This is a genomic window from Terrimonas sp., assembly GCF_003075435.1.
Classification (GTDB): Bacteria; Bacteroidota; Bacteroidia; order Chitinophagales; family Chitinophagaceae; genus Agriterribacter.
This window is the reverse complement of the sequence record NZ_QCZJ01000001.1, coordinates 598,484-618,489: the sequence shown is the minus strand read 5'-3', so window position 1 is coordinate 618,489 and position 20,006 is coordinate 598,484. Positions and strand designations below refer to the sequence as shown.

The window sequence follows — 20,006 nt, the reverse complement described above, 5'->3', positions numbered from 1 at the left end:
GTTAAATTTACTTTGACAGGTCTTTTGAAGTTGCCAATGCAATTACTCTTCCCTTATCTCCAACGGCATTATAAAAATGATATACCACCCCATTCCATTTTATTACCCAGGGTTTATGCGCATATTGTTTGTCAAAACCAACAGACGGCTGTATTAAATTTTCTCCTTCCCAGGGTGTCCAGTTAATTAAATCGTATGAACAAGCAAAGCGCTCAAATGCGGAATGATCTCCATCATGCCAGTTATAGCCAAAATAAAACATTACGTATAATTTTCCCATCTTCACAATCTGTGCGTCTCCACATATTCCCCTTCCTTTGGTGATCAGGGGACTATCTCCCAAACGTTTCCATTGTTTCATATCATTTGAAGCAGCCATTGCAATACTCTCAAACTGGTGACCTTCATGCGTGCTGTCCCCGGCAGCATTATAGTACATTATAAAAGGATAACCTGTTTTCTTTTCCGCATCATGTATAACCGAACTTTTGTAAATGGTTTTATTATCGTACCATCTCACATCATCATCAATTGCCGACAATACAGGCGCCGGGAATCGCAGCACTTCTTCTGTCTTACTGATATCCGCAGTAGTTGACATACCTATGCCTAACCTGCCTGCTTCATATCCTTTATCTGCACCACCTAAATAACTCATCCAGTATTTATTTTCATATTTCATTGGCTCATAAGTTCCGTTCCATATAATATCTACCAATGACGGGTAACCAGCTTTTTGACTCGCATCCCAGGTGTTTTCTGTAAAAGACATCAGCCGTCCTTTTGTTGTCCAATGCAGCAGGTCGTCACTCTCTGCCAGCCATGTTTCATATCCTCTTCCATCAAAGATAATATAGCTCATGTACCACTTTCCATTCATACGGAATACAGTAGGGCTGTCTGCCATTTTTGTGGTGTCAGGCGCGGCTAATACAACGCCATATTTATACGGAGTTTTTACTTCTTCAAATACTTTTTGCATCGTATCCGCAGGCACTTCTTTTGCGGGAACAGTTTTACAGCTATAAACGCTTATTGTAATAACGCAAACTAAAAAAGTAATGATGGCATAATTTCGGCTCATATAACAAAGTAATGATAAACAGGTCAGCAAGTTAATGAAATGTGATACACTCCATTATATGCCAATTAATAAATACAAGTACGGGCTGGTCCGGGCAATCTTAAATAACCTGAGAGCAACACAGTGGCAAAAAAAGTGAATTTAGCCGGGTTAACCATTTCCCGAAAATTTTATTGCCGTATCTTCGCCCGCTATGGAAAAAGTTGCAGACAGGCCGATAGTGATGAGTGGCATCCGCCCCACGGGTATTTTACATCTCGGCAGTTATTTTGGCGCGTTAAAGAATTATGTACGCATGCAGGAAGAATATGAATGTTATTTTATGGTAGCAGACCTGCATTCGCTTACCACGCATCCCGATACAAAAACTTTACGCCAGCATGTGTTACATGTTGTTTCTGAATACATAGCCTGCGGGCTTGACCCTGATAAAGCTGCCTTGTACTGCCAGAGTGATGTATATGAAACATCAGAATTATATTTTTATCTTAATACGCTTGCATACAAAGGTGAACTGGAGAAAACAACTACATTTAAAGACAAGGCCCGCCAGCAACCTCAGAATATAAATGCCGCTCTGCTGACTTATCCTGTATTGCAGGCGGCAGATATATTATTGCATCGTGCATTATATGTACCTGTTGGTAAAGACCAGGAGCAACACCTGGAAATGGCAAGGAATTTTGCGGCGAGATTTAATCACAGGTATGGTGAGATATTTCCTGAACCTGTAGCATTTAATTTTGGGGAGGAACTGGTTAAAGTGCCAAGCCTGGATGGTACGGGAAAGATGAGCAAGAGTGAGAACCAGAATGCTACATTGTATCTGTCTGATGATGATGAGCTGATCCGTAAAAAAGTGATGAAGGCAAAAACCGATCAGGGACCGCAGGAACCCAATACACCTATGCCGGATTATATTGAAAACATATTTCAGCTTATGAGATTAACCGGTAATGAAGAAGCGTATAATAAATTCCTTTTGGATTATAACAACTGCAATATCAGGTATGGAGATATGAAAAAACAACTGGCAGAAGATATGATCCGGTTTATAATGCCTGTTCGTGAAAAGGCACGCGAAATAAGAAATAATGAAACCTACCTTAAAGAGATATTAGAAAAAGGAGCCGCAAAATCCGGCAAAAGCGCTAAGAATACCATGGAATTGGTCAGGAAAGCAGTAGGTATAAAATATTTTTAAAAAAAATAAAGTTTATAAACGCTGAGCACGTAAAATTATTTAACTTGAACATTACCCGTGCTTATTAATCCGATCCCATATCCCGTTTTTCAAAATTGAATTTATTTTAAAGTAATGGCGAAAACTAAAAAACCCAAACACATTGCTATAGCCGGAAATATAGGAGCCGGAAAAACAACACTTACGGAAATGCTGAGCAAGCATTACCGCTGGATTCCACAATTTGAGGATGTAGATCATAATCCTTACCTCTACGATTTTTACGAAGACATGCCGCGCTGGAGCTTTAACCTCCAGATATATTTTCTGAATAACAGGCTGAACCAGTTGCTGGAAATTCAGAAAGGAGAGGAGACGGTTATACAGGACAGAACGATTTATGAAGATGCGCATATATTCGCTCCCAACCTGCATGAAATGGGTTTGATGAGCAAACGTGATTTTGAAAACTATTTCCGTTTTTTTGAAACATTAAAGCGCATGGTCAAACCTCCTGATCTTTTAATTTACCTGCAGGCTTCTGTGCCAACACTGGTTGGTCAGATTCAAAAAAGAGGAAGGGAGTATGAAGAAAATATCCGCCTCGATTACCTGAAACGCCTGAACGAATATTATAACAAGTGGATTGACGGTTATAAAGAAGGCCAGTTACTGGTTATTAATATTGACAAAAATAAATTTCCTGAAAACGAAGAAGACCTCGGAGATATCATACAAAAAGTAGATTCACAGTTGTATGGTTTATTTTAGGTATTGTTTCAGAACGGCGTTCCGGGTGAATATATTTGTGCAAAGCAGGAGACATTTGCATAGCATTATGAAGAACATAGAGCATGCGGGGTTGAGCATATTGTACAATAAGATGCTTTTAATTATGCAAAATAAGAATTGGAACTACTCTAAAAAGAAGACCGCCTCAAGCTAATGAGACGGCTTCTTATCGTAATTAAAAAACACCCTTTTAGTCGTCTCGTCTTGTTAAATATCCTGTCCCCTGTAAACTCCAGGTATCATAATCGCCGGATTGAATGTTGTTCACCTGCCTGGACCAAACAACATATAATTTGTCTGAATTAACATAGGAAAGCATATATGTTTGTGTTTCACTCCAAACAGTGCTGTTGTTCATCCAAAAATAGATATAGTTGTTTTTGTTGTAATCATACTTGGCGAATGCCGGGTAAGTGGGAGTCCAGATACTATTTTGCTCATTATAGAAATATTGAGTGATACTATTCGATTGGATTTTTATTCTTACCCACATGGTCTCGTTACCACCGTTGATATTAATTTTTCCTGACCAATCGCCATCGAATTTATAGGACTGTGAAAAGCTCATTTTAAAGGCAATAATATACATTGCAAGGGAAATCATCTTTTTCATAAAAATATTTTTTGAAGTTTTTGGTAAAAATGAATTATTAAGTTGCATAAGTATTTGTTTAAAATACAGGAATTGCTATGGGTTGTTTGCCGGCATTAAAAGTACCCGAACCAAGTATTATAAAATTTCCATTGGGAGCGGTCACTTTTGCATACCATTCTATTTTTTTATTGTCTCCCGGGTCATATAACACTACTCCTGGTACAGTGCCTGTTCCCGGACCGCTTGGGTAGAAAGCTGTAATGGTACCTATGTCCTGGTTATTTACATATACTTTTAAAGGATAGGATAATATAGAATACCATATTCCGCCAACATTATAACTTGCATATCGCGAGTAAAAAACTACTTTTTCAAATTGACAGCAATTGCAGTCTGCCTCTGCTTCAATATTATAGTTTGTCGCTTGTGAATCCATGCAACCTGTTTTTTTTCTGCATGAAAAAAATGAGGCACATGCTGTAGATATAAGTAACAGGAAATATATTTTTTTCATAACTATATTTTTAAAAATTATTTAAATAAATGAACCTGATTTCTTATCTCACTCCACTGTTCTGTAAAAAATTATGAAGTTGCATTTGGATGTGAAATGTTTTTCGAGCGAGGAGTAATTAGTTATTTTAACGCCACGATTCATATCGTAGGGAGGAACAAATTTTAATATCGAGATATCATCAAATTCATTATCCTGAAGATATACATTGCCGCTTGGGTAACAAACCTGAATATCTATATCCTGCACATCAGTATCATCTGAGTATGCAACTATTGCATATTCAAGCCCGTAATAAAAAGTATAGGTTACCGGTGTTGTGCTTTCACTTTCCTTAAGATAAGCATAACGGGTATCCGCTTTTTTAGTCCATCCGTAATTTTCCATTATGGATGCAACTTTTGAACTGGTTAATTGTGCATTAGCTTTCTGAGCGCCAAAAAAGATCATCGCTGCGATGATCATGAAGCATTGGTTGTTGAGAATCTTTTTCATAATTGTAAATTTTATACAGCAAATATGCTATTGCGGGAGAGGTGAAGTCAAGGTGGGAAATGCGTAAAATAAAAATGCAGTAGGTATACTTATAAAAGCTATTAGCATGAACGTATTTACCTGTTCAACTGATTATACGTAGAAATACGCATAAAACAAGTTTCTTAATTTTAAGAAAAGCTGTATATTTAATTCATACTCCCGCTCTATAGAAATTAAGAATAATCTCCCCGGATGAAAATTGGATTCTTAATTTTTAAATCTCTTTTATGAAGTGGCTAAAGTTTAATGCGCGACACATTTTCTTAATACTTATATCTGCTGTATTTGGATTTTCTATAACGAAGAAATCCAGTTTTGATCGCCAAGCTTGGTTTTATCCACAAAAAATCTCTAGGGATATTGTGAAGGACTGTTATTCTAAAAACCCTCAGGCTTATATAGTTATTCAAAATAAACTTAGGAAAAATGGAGGAGTTTTCAGAGCAAATAGACCAAGGTTTATTTTAAAGGGATTTGTTTTCGATCCAAGTTGCAATAGTGATACTTGCAAACCAATTTGCAAATTAGATTTTGACGAAATCGGAGAAGGGTTTAATGAAGTTCAAGTAGAGAATACAGTAGGAACAGGTGTTTATATTACAACAATAGAAAAACTTTTTTTTATGTTTGATAGCGTTGGTAAAGCTGATGCCTTGTACTTTATTCCAGATGTTATTAAGACAAATTCAAAAAGTAATAAGGTTGATTTTGTTTATTATTGGGTATATTTAAATAAAGATAAGGATGGAAGACCTCTTAGATACGAAGATGTCGAGAGGATACATGATAAAGAAGCGCTACAGGAGTTAAAAAAACGATTTAATGCGACACCTCTAAATCCTTCTCCACCCCGCAACGCCTCCAAGCAATAATGAATGATATTTTACAACGAATACTCGACTGGTCAGAAGTATGGGCGCTTTGCATACCATTATTTGTTATAAATAAACAATCGGTTTACTTATTAAAACCGATTTTTGTATATGTGACAATTGCTTTTTTAATGAATTTGAGTGGTAATATTATTGCTGATTATAAAGAGGAGTTACATTTGCCTGAATGGCTTCAGCAAAATACTTTTTTGTATAACCTGCATTCAATATTGAGATACGCTTGTTTTACAATTTTTTTTGCAGGGATAAAGGTTCCGTTTGTTGTTAAGTTCAACCGTTATATATCAGAATTTCTTTTGCTTTTTATTATAATTAATTTTTCGGTCTTTGAAAAATTTAATAGTAATGAGCACATAAGCGGACTATTGCTAAGTATTGAAGCTTTTATTTTATTGGTCTATTGTATTTCATATTACTTACATAATTTAAACGAAGAGCAGCAAAACGAAAGATATAGCGCTGATTTTTGGATTGTAACCGGGTTAAGCATATATGTTGTAATCAATTTTTTTGTTTTCCTTTTTTATGTGCCGTTAATTGATAGTAATATCGGGTTAGCTGAGAAAATATGGGATATTCATAATATTGCATACATTGTTTTTTGCATATTTATAGCAAAAGGTTTTTATGAGGGGAGATAATACCATCAGTGTGTTGATAATTGTCGGCATAATTACAATGCTGATACTATTCACCAGTTTTTTATATGCCTTTTTGCAAAACCGTAAAAGAAAAATCCAGCATCGGAAAAATTTAAAATTACTTAAAGAAGCACAGCAAAACCAACTTGTTGAAGCGGCCATAAAAAGTGAAGAAACGGAACGGCACCGCATTGCTGAAGAGTTGCATGATGAGGTGGGTGCCATATTATCAGCTTCCAAACTGCATTTTCAGGGAATCAAATTTGCAAATCTTGATGAGCGGTCACAACAGCTTTATCGGAAAGGGGAAGAATTATTGGATGAGGCTATTCATAAAGTGAGAGGAATATCTCATAATCTTCATTCTAATATTTTAAAAGAATTTGGATTAACTGAAGCAATCCGGCATTTTATTTCAAAAATTACCAACGGAACAATTATAGAGACAGTTGTAGAGTTGGATAGCAGCTATCCGGTTCAAAGTTGTGAAAGTGATATAAGCATATACAGGCTTATGCAGGAGTTGGTAAATAATATTCTGAAACATGCCGGCGCAACAAGGGTAGAAGTATATTCTAAGTTTACAAATAATGAGCTAATGCTCGTCATACTGCATAATGGTAAGGGGCTGGTGCAGGAAGAGTTTGAAAAATTACGCTATAATAAAGAAGGGCTTGGATTAAAAAACATTCAGAATCGTGTAACCTTGCTAAAAGGTAAAATTAATTTTTCAAGAGAAGACGGTAAGTTTAAAATAATAGTTATTGTTCCCCAGAAAATATTGTTAAATGAAAAAAATTAAAGTAGCTATTGCTGATGACTATAAAATTTACAGAGACGGTTTAAAAGTAGGGCTTGCTTCTGATGACAACCTTGAGGTAGTTTTAGAAGCCGACACCGGTGATGAACTGTTGGAAGGCATTCCATCTTCGTTACCTGATGTTGTTTTAATGGATTTAAAAATGCCTGGTATGGATGGCATGGAAGCAACTAAAGAAATAAAGAAAAGATATAGTAATATAAAAATACTTATTGTTACGATGTATGATGATGATAAATTTATCATTCATCTTATGGAAATTGGAGCCAACGGTTATCTGCTCAAAAACGCCCATGCCGAAGAAATCAGAAAGTCGATTTATGCGGTTCATGAAAATGGTTATTATTTTAATGATTTGGTTAATAAAGCTTTACTTAAAAAGCTGGTGATGAAATCAAACGTAAGGCCATCATTTAACCAGGATGTGGAATTTACTGAGCGGGAGCTGGAAGTGCTTCATCTTATCTGTCAGGAAAAAACAGCAGGCGAAATAGCCAAAGATCTTTTTTTGAGTCCTCGTTCTGTTGAGGGCATCCGACAGCGATTAATTGAAAAAGTAGGAGTAAAAAATACTGCAGGCTTGGTTATGTTTGCATTGAAAAATGGGATTGTAGAATAGCCATTATAGAAAACAAATTCGTTATTCGATATCAAAATTATCGCTTCCGCCTCCACCCAAATAGAACGGCACAGTATAGCTATACAGGTAATCAACCTTCCTGTTGTGAGAAACAGCAGGGTCCCATTGGGGAACCGATTTCAGCAACCGAACCACTTCTTCCTGTAGTAACTCATTGGCAACATTGGTGAAGTTTATGCGGGTAAGCTTACCTTCTTTGGTTATAATAAATTCGAATGATACATCACCTTCAATTCTTTTTCTCGCTGCTTTTTCCGGGTATAACAAATTATCCCTGATGAACTGATCGAAGCTCAAAGCGTTTTCCGGGCATGGCGCTCCGTCTATCCTGCAATTGCTGCCTGTTTTATTGCCGGATGTATCAAAGCAGGTAAGATCAGCCAATTTATTTTTCCTGTAAAGCTCAATAGTTGCAGGCTGCCCGTTTTCGTGATACCAGTTCCATACACTATCCGGCACGCCATCTGCAAACCAGCCTTCAGATTCTGCCTGACCACTTGCATACCATGTTTTCCATAAACCTGTTTTCAGGTTTTGTTTCATTGTGCCGGAGTCGCTTACCTGCCCATTGTTGTGCCACTTTAGTAATTGCCCTTCTAACATATTATTTTTGAAAAAAGTATTCAGGCTGGGCTTGCCGTTCTCAAAAAATATGTTGTATGCTCCTTCTCTCTCGCTTAACCTTTTATCTTTAAAATAGCCATGAATCAATAGCTGCTTGCCGGGGTAAAATACAAATACTTCCCAGCCTTTTGATGTGTTAACCATTTTACCTTCGTAAGCAGCATTTTTTTTATTGGTAAGCGCAAGCTGTTGATCAAAATAACAGTCTGTTGTATCCTGTGCATTCCCTGCGTAAAAAAATATTATTCCTGCAAGCATAAGTATGTATCGCATCCGCATTTCTGTTGATAGTGGCTTCATAGCGTTAAGTTAGGGGTAAATTATTAAATCAATATCAACCAATGCTCACCAAAGGTGAATTTGCCATGTTTTTGTACTACCGCTCAACATTTGTACTATAACCTGACAGATGTACGTTCGATGAAAAAAGTTCCTCTTAGCTATATTCATTTTAATTTGATATAATGTGCAGCCGGGATCAGGATGACGTTTTCAGGGTACGCATCATTTCGGCTACCAAACCTGATTCAGGAAAAATATAAGGACGACATTTGCTTTCTTTCTACAAACAGTTGGCCGCTATGCGGCAGGATGCCCGGTTACAGCTTATAAGTTCCCGGTTTACCGGTTGCATTATTCACTGGTTATTTCACGGAGGTACACGAAGGCTACACAAAGAGCCACAAAGAATAATAAATCGCTCTGTGTAACTTTGTGCATGCTTTGTGGCTCTTTGTGTAGCAAATCCTGTTTCGCCGATGCGAACACCGGAATTCGTGGCAGGAAATATATCAGGGGTTATTTAAAAATAACTTCGGGCATGCCCAATACGCAGAATGGAACACAGATAAAACGGATATGGCGGATATTTACGGAATGTATCGGTGTTTATCAGTACTATCAGTGTATTCCGTGTGCTATTCTATAAAAAGTATTTGTTGTAATGCTAAATCATTATACACACGGGGCAACGCAGGAAACCTGATTTCAATTCATACGTAATGATGTCATTATAACTGAGCCAACACGGAGACTGTAGTATAAACGCACTAACGCGAGTGAGGGCTATGCCGGGCGATGGTACTACTGCCAAATAGATTTTTAAACAGCGCAACCTTTCCTTTTGTATTTACGAAGAGTATACCACGGATTATAGTATTATTAATTACCACCACAGCGCTGTTTACTGGTATTGCTTATACATTCATTTAAAACCTCTATTGTATGTTTTATTCACAAATGCAATATCGGCCATTGTATACAAAAGCGCTTTATAATATTGTTTTGTTAAGTGTTTTGTTTATGGCTTGTGCTAAAGACAGTGAGCCTGAAACGCCGGAAAAGAAACCGGCAATTTTACTTGCATCCACCACTGATCTTGGTTCATATCTTACAGACACCTTAGGTAATACGTTGTATTATTTTTCAAATGACTATAATGGGCAAAACAATTGTTCGGGCGGTTGCGCTGCATTGTGGCCTGTATATTATGCAGGAGATATAACGCAGGAGAGCCTGGGTGAAGGGCTTGATATAGCAGATTTTGCTGAGATTACAACTTCATCCGGCGGCAAACAAACAACGTACAAATCCTGGCCATTATATTACTATGCGCCGCTTGTTAGTGGCGCTAACATAAGAGAAAGCCCGGGTGAAATAAAAGGAGAAGGCTTTAATAATGTTTGGTATGTTGCAAAACCCGATTATTCTATTATGCTTGTGAATGCACAGCTTGTAGGGCATGACGGAAAAAAATATAAAAGTGATTATACAGAAGGAGAAGGAAAGACTTTATATTTTTCTGATGCTATGGGCATAACATTATACACTTTTGCAAAAGACAGCGCCAACCTCAACAAATTCACCAACCCTGATTTTTCTAATAATGCTGTCTGGCCGATTTATGAAACTGACAAGGTTGTTGTTCCCTCAACTTTAGATAAAACATTATTTGGTGCTATCACTGTATTCGGTAAAAAGCAACTTACTTACAAAGGTTGGCCACTATATTATTTTGGTGATGACGAAATGGAACGTGGAAATAATAAAGGCGTGAGCTTTCCTGCTCCAAAAGTTTGGCCTGTAGCAGTAAAAGATGCGCCACCGGCGCCAACCCCTTAAAATATATTGGTATAAGGAGGTGTATGGTAACAACAGCAGGAGGGTGGTGAAGATGCCACCCTTTTATGTTTATGCCTTTACTGATCTTAATATATTCAATATACGGTCATCAACTTTTCCAAAGAAGGAAACACCGGCTGCTCCGTTCTGTAATGCGTATTGTATACCACCGGCTATTTCTTCATCGTTGTTAAAATCAGGAATAAATATACCTGCATATAAAGGAAAACTGCCATGAAGTGCTTTAACGCCTTCTGCTACCGCATCACCTATCCAGCTCACGTCTTCTTTGTAAAAGCCATGATATATCATTGGACATACGCCATCAAGATCCCAGTTTACCCAATCCTGCCGCACATTGCGTTTTGCTATTTCCGGTGTTGGAAAAACTGCGGCGGTAATTTTCTTTTTAAATTGATGTGCTGTATCTGACAGCCGGTTTACTACTGCAGTTATATTATCATACCTGAATTTTCTCCATGAAAGGTTTTGTTCGGGATATTGCAGCTGGCGAAGATCAAAACCTTTTAACGCTTTGAATTTTTCTATACAAACATCGCAATAGCAAAAATCGTATTCAGGCAATTCTTTGGTTTGTTCAATATTATAATTCTTCCAGAGATTTATAGGAAGAATTACGTCGCAATAACGAACATAATCCAGGTGAATACCATCAACATAATCCTTCTGTAAAATTTCTTTTACCTGTGCGTCAATATAATTCCTTACCTCTTCCCTGGAAGGACAAAGCCAGCGATAGTAGCCAACATACGGAGGTTTATCCGCGGATGATTCACCTTTCCTGTTTTTGGCATACCATTCAGGATGCGCAGCGAGCAGTTCTTTTTCTCCCCTGTTCATTGTCCACATCCAGCGATGCGCTTCAAGCTTTTTGCTTTTAGCGATGCGGTAATGTTTTTCACTGTCTGCTTCAAAAAAAATGCCTTTGATGCCTGCGTCATAATAAGCGCTGTATAATTGTTGCAATGTTTCTTCCTGGTCGTTAGGATTGGGGTTGATCCACACCCAATGTTTTATTTTATTCTTTTTATAGTTTACGGAAGATGGACTGCTTTTAGAAACCAGTGGAGAGGCAAGTGTTGAAGCGCCTGCAAGCAAAGATGTTTTTATAAAATTCCGTTTATTCATTTTTTTATGATTTTACCATTATGATCTATTGCCCAGCTTCCTTTATCGTTGTGAATAATTGTGCCTGTAAATTGTGTAGTATTGGCTTCCAGCTTAAAGATATATTTATTTTCTGCCCTGGTAGTAATAAGCGCCGGAATATTTAGTGCCGATAGCGTTTTTGCATAGGCCTTATTGCTGCGTTGATATTCTTTTTGCTTATAATACAACAACCATAAATATTTTTTCATGGTTTCTTCTTCCGGTAAAAAGAAAAGAACATTTCCCGGCTTTTCATCTTTCCCGGCAAATCTTATATAACCCCATCTTTCAGGGTAATGCATATTGATAAGCCCCTGCGGCGACCAAACCCAGTTATGTTCAGGCAATGGTTTGCCGGAAGCATTTGTTTTCTTTTTATATTTTCCATTCACAATTTCCGTATCCCACTGCACTCTTGAAAAATTTACGCGCCATAAAGTATTGGCAGGTGGAGCTGTATGAAAATGTGAACCAATGCGTAAAGCGGCAAACGGAATTGCCATTTCAATTGTCCAGCCCTTGTCCGTATCAGCCGGGTTATTCAATGTACCGTTAATCTGAACAGCGGTTTTTAAATTTTCGGTATTCCAGGTAGTAAGTAATGCACCGCCGTTTCTGTAAGGCTTTGATAAAAACAAATCAAATATGGTATTAAGCGCATTGATCTCTATTTCAAAATAATTATGCGTATCTCCGTCCGGATCTATAAATAATTCAAAGTCATTATCATGAAAAATGACCGCATCGTGTTTTGTAAGCGTGGCCCATACATGCGGTTCCTCAAGCTCAGCAAAAATGTACAGGTTATTTTCATCACGCAACATCTTCATGCGGGTTTGTAATGCAGGCAGCGGTTTCCGGGATCCCTCAATATCAACAAAATCAGCAGTCCATGGTATTGCCTCCCAGGTTTTCTCACTGGCTCTGCCATCAATGGTTATGGCATCGGTAGTATGGAATACGGTGTATTGCGTTGGCTCAGTAAAAAGATTTTCATAGCCTTTGAAAATATCCTGTCCTGAAACTGTAAGCATTCCGGATAAAAAAAAGCATGATAAGCATGCCCGTTTGATTTTCAGCATTGGCAGATTGATTTAAAACGAAAGGTATGGGCAAAAAAAATGCATTCCGGTCATAGGAATGCATTGCAATACTTTTTTATGATTATTTATGCAAGTGTGTTCACTTTTTTAGCAAGCTTGCTCTTAATATTAGCTGCTTTATTCTTATGAATAACGCCACGCTTTGCCAGCTTGTCAATCATGCTTGCTACAGAAGGAAGTTCTTTTGTCGCTCCGCTTTTTTCGGTTATAGCCTTCAGATCACGGATGGCATTACGGGTAGTTTTACCGTAATAACGGTTCCTGTCTCTGCGTTTTGCCGCCTGGCGCACATCCTTTTTCGTAGCTTTATGATTAGCCATACTTATTTTTTTAGGACGGCAAAGGTAAGTGGAGAAACAATATATTCCAAATTTTATAAAACAAAATACTGCAAAACACCATTATTACTGTTATTCTGCAGTTTTTATACCCGCCTGAAAATTATTGAGAAAAGCGATCGTTATAACAATGTTTTAAATTTTTAAAAATAATGCATAACTGCCTGCTTTTGATGGCTGTTTTACAAGCCATTTCGTCAAAATCTCGTAGGTTTGTGCCTCTTTTCAAAAGTTAGCCCAATGAAGGATTTTTCGTATATAACCAACTCAGATCCGGCATACATAGAAAACATGTATAAAGATTTTGTGAAAAACCCGGATAGTGTAGATCCCGACTTTAAAAAATTTTTTGAAGGTTTTGATTTTGCCGTTGCTAATGTAAAACCTGCTGTAAACGGTTCATCTGCTAAAACTGCCGCCGGCGCCACTTATACCACTACCGATGGGGTAGACTGGAAAAAGGAACTGGGTGCTTACAGGCTTATCCTGGGATACAGGAATAAAGGTCATCTTATAGCAGATACCAACCCCATCAGGGTACGCAAAGACAGGGGCGCAAACCTCAATTTGGCCTTTTTCGGATTTACCGAAGATGATATGGATAAAAATTTCTTTGCCGGTAATCTTATCGGCTTAGGAACCACTACTTTAAGGAAAATCCTTGCCCATTTAAAAGCATGTTATGCGGGTAAGGTAGGTATTGAATTTAAATATATCAGTGATCAGAAAAAAGTAGACTGGCTGACTACTGAAATGGAAAAGAACTTTACAAGGCCGCTTGAGCTTAAACAAAAAGAGCGAATACTCGAAAAGCTTAACCAGGGCGTAATGTTTGAAAAATTCCTTCACACAAAATACATTGGTCAAAAAAGATTTTCGCTTGAAGGTGGTGAAACCACCATTGCAGCCCTGGATGCCATTATAAACAAAGCAGCCGAATTTGATGTACAGGAAGTGGTGATAGGAATGGCCCACCGCGGAAGGCTGAATATACTGGCAAATATTATGGGAAAAACCTATAACCAGATATTCAGCGAGTTTGAAGGTACCGGCAAGGTTGATCAGACGATGGGCAGCGGCGATGTTAAATATCATCTTGGTTTCGGCAGCGAAGTGCAAACACCTTCGGGCAAACCCATGTTCCTGAAACTAATGCCTAACCCCTCGCATCTTGAAGCGGTAGATCCCGTGGTAGTAGGTTTTGCACGAGGCAGGGCAAACGTGTTGCACGAGGCCAATTATGAGAAAGTATTACCGATACTGATACATGGTGATGCATCCATAGCAGGCCAGGGTATTGTGTATGAAGTGCTGCAGATGTGTAAACTGGGTGGTTATTATACCGGCGGAACAATACATTTTGTGATCAATAACCAGATTGGTTTTACTACTGATTTTGATGATGCAAGAAGTTCGGATTATTGTACTTCGCTGGCAGCAATGGTGCAGGCGCCGGTTATGCATGTAAATGGCGATGATCCTGAGTCTGTAGTTAAATGTGCTGAAATTGCAGCACGCTACCGCAAGGAGTTTCAGTCAGATGTTTTTATTGATATGGTGTGCTACAGGAAGCATGGTCATAATGAAGGCGATGATCCTAAGTTTACCCAACCTACTTTATACGCGCTTATTGATAAGCATCCTAACCCGAGGGAAGTATATGTGAAGTATTTACTTGAACATGGCGAGCCGGAAGCACAAAGCCTGGCCAAGCAAATGGAAAAAAAGTTTTGGGATGATCTGCAGGACAGGTTAGATGAGGTAAAGCAAAATCCCTTGCCTTATACCTATACGCAGCCGGATCAATGGTGGAAGCAATTGCGCAAGGCTACCGATGCAGACTTTGATCAATCTCCTGAAACCGGTATCAGCAAAGAAAATTTTAAAGATATATTTGACGCCATGATGAAGTGGCCGGAAAAATTTACGCCGCTTCGTAAGGTTGAAAAAATCATCCAGGATAAGGTTAAATTATTTGAAACAGAAAATAAGCTGGATTGGGCTACCGGTGAATTGATAGCGTATGGCAGTATATTGCTGGATGGCAAAGATGTGCGTATGAGCGGGCAGGATGTGTGCAGGGGAACTTTCTCCCATCGTCATGCCGTGCTTCGTGATGAGAATACAGATGAGCCATACAACAGGTTGAGCCGTATTCCCGGTGCAACCGGCAGATACAGGATATTCAATTCATTTTTGAGCGAATATGGCGTGCTTGGTTTTGAATATGGATTTGGTCTTGCCAATCCTAATGCACTGGTAGTCTGGGAGGCGCAGTTTGGAGATTTTTGTAATGTTGCCCAGCCTATGATTGACCAGTTTATTATGGCTGGCGAGGAAAAATGGAACAGGATGAACGGGTTGGTCATGTTATTGCCGCACGGGTATGAAGGGCAGGGGCCTGAACACAGTTCCGGCAGAATGGAACGCTTTCTTCAAATGTGCGCTGAGCTGAACGCGGTAGTTACCAATATTACCACGGCGTCTAACTTTTTCCATGCATTGCGCAGGCAACTGGCATGGCCATTCAGGAAGCCACTGATCAATTTTTCACCAAAAGCAAATCTTCGTCATTCGGGTAGTTATTCGCCTGCCGAAGAATTCACCTCCGGCAGGTTCAGGGAAGTGGTTGATGATGCATTTGTGGCTAATCCTGCTGATGTAAAAAAAGTGCTCTTCTGTTCAGGAAAAATTTATTTTGATCTGGCAGAAAAGCAGCAGAAAGACAACCGTAAGGATGTGGCCCTGGTGCGTGTAGAACAATTATATCCGCTTCCATACAAACCTTTATCTGCTTTATACAGTAAATATGGTAAGGCAATATGGTATTGGGTGCAGGAAGAGCCCTTAAACATGGGTGCCGCGTCCTTTTTACAAATGAACCTGAATGGTGGTTTAAGACAATTAGGACTGCCTGAGATAAATTATGGGGTGATCAGCAGAGAAAGCAGCGCTGCCCCGGCATCTGGCTTTGCTAAAATACATGCTCAGGAACAGAGTGAAATTATCGAAACCGCGTTTTCTATATAACTTTAAGCAGAATAAAGAATACATTAGTATAAACTGACTATAACATGATTGATATAAAGGTTCCGACAGTAGGAGAATCAATAAGTGAAGTAACACTGTTAAAATGGGTTAAAAAGAATGGAGAGTATGTAGAAAGAGATGAAGTTATTGCTGAACTGGAAAGCGAAAAAGCCACTTTTGAAGTAAATGCTGAAAAGGCGGGTATACTTACAACAGCAGCTAACGAAGGAGACACGCTTGCTATAGGCGCTGTATTAGCTAAAATTGATGAATCTGCAGCAAAGCCTTCCGGCAACGGGCAGGTAGCAACTAAAGCACCCGCGGCAGAAGTGGCGAAAGAAGAGCCTGCAGCTACCACAGTGCAAACTGCAGCAAAAGCGGTGGGTAAAGGCGTGCTGGATGTAAAAGTGCCAACTGTAGGAGAATCGATCAGTGAGGTTACTTTATTAAAGTGGTTAAAGAAAGATGGGGACCTCGTTAAGCGTGATGAGGTGATTGCAGAACTGGAAAGCGAGAAAGCTACATTTGAATTAAACGCTGAAGAATCCGGTAGGCTCAGCACAAAAGCAAAAGAAGGCGATGTTGTAAAAATAAAAGAAAGCATTGCTTCTATTGATACTGATGTGGCAGTGCCTGACCAGGTAAAAGCAGAACAACCAAAAGCCGAAGCAAAACCACAGCAACAGCCCGCTGCAACGCAACCTGCAACCCAGGATGTTAAAGCAACTCCTGTTGCCGCTGCAATTATTGCCGATAAAAAGATCGATCCTAAAAGTATTACCGCAAGCGGCACAGCAGGCAGAATTGTAAAGGGGGATGTATTGGCCGCGCTGGCAAACCCGGGTAAAAAGCCTTTTAACGGACAGGAGCTTTTTGGCAGAAATGTGCGAAAAGAAAAAATGACCAGCCTGCGCAAAACCATCAGCAGGCGTTTGGTTGAATCAAAAAACACTACTGCCATGCTCACCACTTTTAATGAGGTGGATATGACAAGGGTGATGGAGATAAGAAAGATCTACAAAGACAAATTCAAGGAAGTGCACGGCGTTGGCTTAGGCTTTATGAGCTTTTTTGGGAAAGCCTGTGCAATAGCATTGGCAGAATGGCCGGCAGTAAATGCTTATATAGATGGCGAAGAATTAGTGTATCATGATTATGCGGATATCAGCATAGCGGTAAGCACACCACGCGGGCTAACAGTGCCGGTTATACGAAATGTAGAAAGCCTTAGCATGGCTGATATTGAAAAGAAAGTGGTTGAACTGGCTACCAAAGCCCGTGATAACAAGTTAACGATGGAAGAATTACAGGGCGGCACTTTTACCATTACCAATGGCGGGGTATTCGGTTCTTTGATGAGCACTCCTATTATTAACCTGCCACAGAGCGCTATACTCGGTATGCATAAAATACAGGACAGACCGATGGCTATTAACGGACAGGTAGTAATAAGACCAATGATGTATATAGCCCTAAGCTACGATCACAGAATTATTGACGGAAGAGAGTCTGTGAGCTTTTTGGTAAGAGTAAAAGAATTGCTTGAAAATCCTGAATTATTATTGTTTGGTAAAGACCCTGTAAAAACTTTGCTGGAAGTATAATCGTAAATACAATCTGTTCCTGCCCGCAATATGAGACTTGTAATTATAATAATGTTAGTGGTATGCTTTGCGTCCTGTCAAAAGGAGTTGAGTGTTGAAAACGGCCGTAATGATGTGGCTGGGTTACTCAGGCGTGCCGTGGCAGTTACTAATGGTGATACGCTGATTACATTTTATTATTACGATAACCTCAGCCGGCTGGAAACGGTAGTTACTGATGGTATTTCGGCAGGTGACACCTATTATGAATATCTCAACTTTACAAGAGATTTTACCAGCAGGATTATTAACGTTAAACAGCAGCTTACACAGTCCGGGTTTGCTTATGATACCATCAGAACAGCCATACATTATCCTGACCCGGTAGGGTTGGAGTATGATTATAGTATTACGTCAACAAACCTGGGATATTTAAGGGTAGATAGTACCACCTATAGTTTTGACGACACAAAAATGATGAGTAATGAAACATTTACATCAGGCATCTTAACAGGACGTAATGAATTTGTGTACGATAGTAGCGGAAATGTAATAGAAAGAGATATTTATTCTTCCTCTGGTGGTGGTTCAATCGAGTTTACTGCAACACTGAAATATACTTACGGAGATGAGCCGGATTATTTATGGCATTCCGTAACGGCTTCGCAAAACTATTGGCTGGTGGGTATACCTAACCAGCTCAACAAAAATTTGAAGCAGCTTGATGTAATAGATCAAGCAGGTAATGGACAGGATGTTAGAGTATTAACCAATCTCACGTTGGGCCCGGGCGATAAACCTGTTACCGGCGAGGTTATTGTACTGCCTTCCAATCAAAAGACCAGCTATACGTTTTACTATCAATAGCCGGTTGCTGATAAAAAGGGTATTCAAAGCAAATTCAAGGAATAGAATATTAATATGAAAGCACATAGACTCTTAATAGCGCTGATGATGATATTTTTCAGCGTTTCATGCACCAAAGAAATTTCAAGTGAACAGGATGATGACCCTGTAGTTGATCCGCCTGTTTCAGATACTACATCTACCCCTAAGGATAAACTTTTGATACGAGCGGTTTACTATGAAGGAACCTATCCTAAGGATTCCATAGTTGATACATATACCTATGATCAAAACAAAAGAGTGATCAGCGTAAAGTCTGAGTCATTTGGGGAAGGATTTGATAACGATTATTATTTCAACACCGAACATATTTTTTACAGAGATGCAGACGGAATAATAAAACGGATAACAACTGTATACACATACTATGAAGGGTATACCCCTGAAAGAACAGATAGTGCGGTGCTGGAATTATTTCATGACCCCATATCAAAACATTATACTTCCGGCATAGAAACAATTAATCTTGTTCCTATATATCCCGATCAGGATGATAAAATATCAGACAGCGTTATATATACCTATGATGCTAAAGATCATATTGTACTTTATCAAAGATTTAGAAAAGATATTTTAACGAATGTTGTTTTTGAAGCACAAAGGTTTGAGTATGTTTATGATCTGAATGGAAATATCATCAAAATGTTATATAATGAAAATTTTGACAACGATGGAGACCCTCTCAGGGATCTTTTATTAGAATATGATGATAAAAGAAATCCATTCGCCTCTTTGGGAAATGAAGCGCTTTTAATGGGTATACATTCTATCGGTACCCCTTCTCCGAATAACCCGGTAAAACAAGTTAGCAGCGGGGCAGAACTTGGCAGGATAACCTATTTATATGATATAGATGATTACCCTGTTAAAGCTGACGCAACTTATAATACCTCATTAGAGAAAGCAATCGCTTATTTCTATTATCAATAAACACAACTGTTTAAAAACTATTCTATGTGCAGCTTCCTATAATACACAATAATAAAAGATAGTATTGTATATGGTTATGATAGTAAAGACCGGATACGACAGTGGTTGTATGTAGAGAGGATAAGCTTAATGGAAACCAGCTTTTTGAATTACAAAAAACGGTATATACTTATGATGCGAAAAATAATATTGCTGAAATGAGCATTACTTTTAAAGATCATATTAACACTAATGATCCACCGCAGGTTTTAACTTTTACCTATGGCGATAGATTTTCAGCATTAGATCTTGGTATAGAAGGAGGCGCTTTGGAAGGGTTTATATCATATGGATTCAGTTCACCCAATAATTTACTTGGGATGGATAATCCCGATATTCCGCAAAGCATTTCATATTCATATGAATTTGACAACAACTCAAAACCCGTTAAAGCGGTTGAAACAGATTTGCTGACAAATGAGAAAATTAATATTTCCTATTATTATCAATAGCATTATATAAC

Annotated in this window: 19 protein-coding genes; 11 read left to right on the top strand and 8 right to left on the bottom strand. The window is 38.6% G+C overall.

Annotated elements, in window-relative coordinates; translation table 11 throughout:
* Positions 1–7: 7 nt before the first annotated feature.
* Positions 8–1,084 carry a glycosylase gene (locus DC498_RS02575; protein ID WP_165813729.1) on the bottom strand — a complete coding sequence of 359 codons (1,077 nt, stop codon included), beginning with the start codon at positions 1,082–1,084 and terminating at the stop codon, positions 8–10.
* 193 nt (positions 1,085–1,277) lie between these two features.
* Between DC498_RS02575 and trpS the strand changes: the two genes are divergently transcribed.
* Positions 1,278–2,288 carry a tryptophan--tRNA ligase gene (gene trpS / locus DC498_RS02570; RefSeq protein ID WP_240627823.1) on the top strand — a complete coding sequence of 337 codons (1,011 nt, stop codon included), beginning with the start codon at positions 1,278–1,280 and terminating at the stop codon, positions 2,286–2,288.
* A gap of 114 nt (positions 2,289–2,402) precedes the next feature.
* Complete coding sequence (locus DC498_RS02565) at positions 2,403–3,038, top strand: deoxynucleoside kinase (RefSeq protein ID WP_116872530.1); 636 nt, start codon at positions 2,403–2,405, stop codon at positions 3,036–3,038.
* Positions 3,039–3,249: 211 nt separating this feature from the next.
* Here DC498_RS02565 and DC498_RS02560 read toward each other — a convergent pair whose 3' ends face one another.
* The 3 genes from DC498_RS02560 to DC498_RS02550 all read right to left on the bottom strand — a co-directional run bounded on the left by DC498_RS02560 (position 3,250) and on the right by DC498_RS02550 (position 4,663).
* Positions 3,250–3,672: a hypothetical protein gene (locus tag DC498_RS02560; protein WP_133176744.1), complete on the bottom strand. Its 423-nt coding sequence runs from the start codon at positions 3,670–3,672 to the stop codon at positions 3,250–3,252.
* Between the two features lie 58 nt (positions 3,673–3,730).
* Positions 3,731–4,090 (bottom strand): hypothetical protein, encoded by a 360-nt coding sequence (locus tag DC498_RS02555; protein ID WP_116872528.1) that lies wholly within the window; start codon positions 4,088–4,090, stop codon positions 3,731–3,733.
* 126 nt (positions 4,091–4,216) lie between these two features.
* Positions 4,217–4,663 carry a hypothetical protein gene (locus DC498_RS02550; RefSeq protein WP_133176743.1) on the bottom strand — a complete coding sequence of 149 codons (447 nt, stop codon included), beginning with the start codon at positions 4,661–4,663 and terminating at the stop codon, positions 4,217–4,219.
* A gap of 269 nt (positions 4,664–4,932) precedes the next feature.
* Between DC498_RS02550 and DC498_RS02545 the strand changes: the two genes are divergently transcribed.
* The 3 genes from DC498_RS02545 to DC498_RS02530 all read left to right on the top strand — a co-directional run bounded on the left by DC498_RS02545 (position 4,933) and on the right by DC498_RS02530 (position 7,678).
* The gene (locus tag DC498_RS02545) at positions 4,933–5,577 is read left to right on the top strand and encodes a hypothetical protein (RefSeq protein ID WP_116872526.1); all 645 of its coding nucleotides are present in this window, start codon (positions 4,933–4,935) and stop codon (positions 5,575–5,577) included.
* A gap of 648 nt (positions 5,578–6,225) precedes the next feature.
* Positions 6,226–7,041 carry a sensor histidine kinase gene (locus DC498_RS02535; protein ID WP_116872525.1) on the top strand — a complete coding sequence of 272 codons (816 nt, stop codon included), beginning with the start codon at positions 6,226–6,228 and terminating at the stop codon, positions 7,039–7,041.
* Positions 7,028–7,678 carry a response regulator transcription factor gene (locus DC498_RS02530; RefSeq protein ID WP_116872524.1) on the top strand — a complete coding sequence of 217 codons (651 nt, stop codon included), beginning with the start codon at positions 7,028–7,030 and terminating at the stop codon, positions 7,676–7,678. The genes DC498_RS02535 and DC498_RS02530 overlap by 14 nt, the downstream gene beginning before the upstream one ends.
* Positions 7,679–7,699: 21 nt before the next feature.
* Here DC498_RS02530 and DC498_RS02525 read toward each other — a convergent pair whose 3' ends face one another.
* Complete coding sequence (locus DC498_RS02525) at positions 7,700–8,623, bottom strand: energy transducer TonB (RefSeq protein WP_116872523.1); 924 nt, start codon at positions 8,621–8,623, stop codon at positions 7,700–7,702.
* 924 nt (positions 8,624–9,547) lie between these two features.
* On the opposite strand from DC498_RS02525, the gene DC498_RS02520 reads away from it, so the two are divergent.
* Complete coding sequence (locus DC498_RS02520; protein ID WP_206197505.1) at positions 9,548–10,444, top strand: hypothetical protein; 897 nt, start codon at positions 9,548–9,550, stop codon at positions 10,442–10,444.
* 69 nt (positions 10,445–10,513) lie between these two features.
* Here the strand turns inward: DC498_RS02520 and DC498_RS02515 are convergent, their stop codons facing one another.
* The 3 genes from DC498_RS02515 to rpsT all read right to left on the bottom strand — a co-directional run bounded on the left by DC498_RS02515 (position 10,514) and on the right by rpsT (position 13,037).
* The gene (locus DC498_RS02515) at positions 10,514–11,593 is read right to left on the bottom strand and encodes a family 10 glycosylhydrolase (protein ID WP_116872522.1); all 1,080 of its coding nucleotides are present in this window, start codon (positions 11,591–11,593) and stop codon (positions 10,514–10,516) included.
* Positions 11,590–12,696, bottom strand: a complete 1,107-nt coding sequence (locus DC498_RS02510; protein WP_116872521.1) for a carbohydrate-binding family 9-like protein — start codon at positions 12,694–12,696, stop codon at positions 11,590–11,592. Before DC498_RS02510 ends, DC498_RS02515 begins: the two co-directional genes overlap by 4 nt.
* Before the next feature lie 86 nt (positions 12,697–12,782).
* On the bottom strand, positions 12,783–13,037 hold the full coding sequence (gene rpsT, locus DC498_RS02505; protein WP_116872520.1) for a 30S ribosomal protein S20: 255 nt from the start codon (positions 13,035–13,037) through the stop codon (positions 12,783–12,785).
* Positions 13,038–13,295: 258 nt separating this feature from the next.
* On the opposite strand from rpsT, the gene DC498_RS02500 reads away from it, so the two are divergent.
* The 5 genes from DC498_RS02500 (at position 13,296) to DC498_RS02480 (ending at position 19,995) form a co-directional block, all read left to right on the top strand.
* Positions 13,296–16,085: a 2-oxoglutarate dehydrogenase E1 component gene (locus tag DC498_RS02500; RefSeq protein ID WP_116872519.1), complete on the top strand. Its 2,790-nt coding sequence runs from the start codon at positions 13,296–13,298 to the stop codon at positions 16,083–16,085.
* A 44-nt stretch (positions 16,086–16,129) separates the two neighbouring features.
* Positions 16,130–17,689: a 2-oxoglutarate dehydrogenase complex dihydrolipoyllysine-residue succinyltransferase gene (gene odhB, locus DC498_RS02495; RefSeq protein ID WP_116872518.1), complete on the top strand. Its 1,560-nt coding sequence runs from the start codon at positions 16,130–16,132 to the stop codon at positions 17,687–17,689.
* Positions 17,690–17,719: 30 nt separating this feature from the next.
* Positions 17,720–18,535, top strand: a complete 816-nt coding sequence (locus tag DC498_RS02490; RefSeq protein ID WP_133176742.1) for a hypothetical protein — start codon at positions 17,720–17,722, stop codon at positions 18,533–18,535.
* Positions 18,536–18,589: 54 nt separating this feature from the next.
* Positions 18,590–19,504, top strand: a complete 915-nt coding sequence (locus DC498_RS02485) for a hypothetical protein (protein ID WP_133176741.1) — start codon at positions 18,590–18,592, stop codon at positions 19,502–19,504.
* A 101-nt stretch (positions 19,505–19,605) separates the two neighbouring features.
* A complete protein-coding gene (locus DC498_RS02480; protein ID WP_116872515.1) occupies positions 19,606–19,995 on the top strand; it encodes a hypothetical protein in 390 nt (129 codons plus the stop codon).
* Positions 19,996–20,006: the final 11 nt, after the last annotated feature.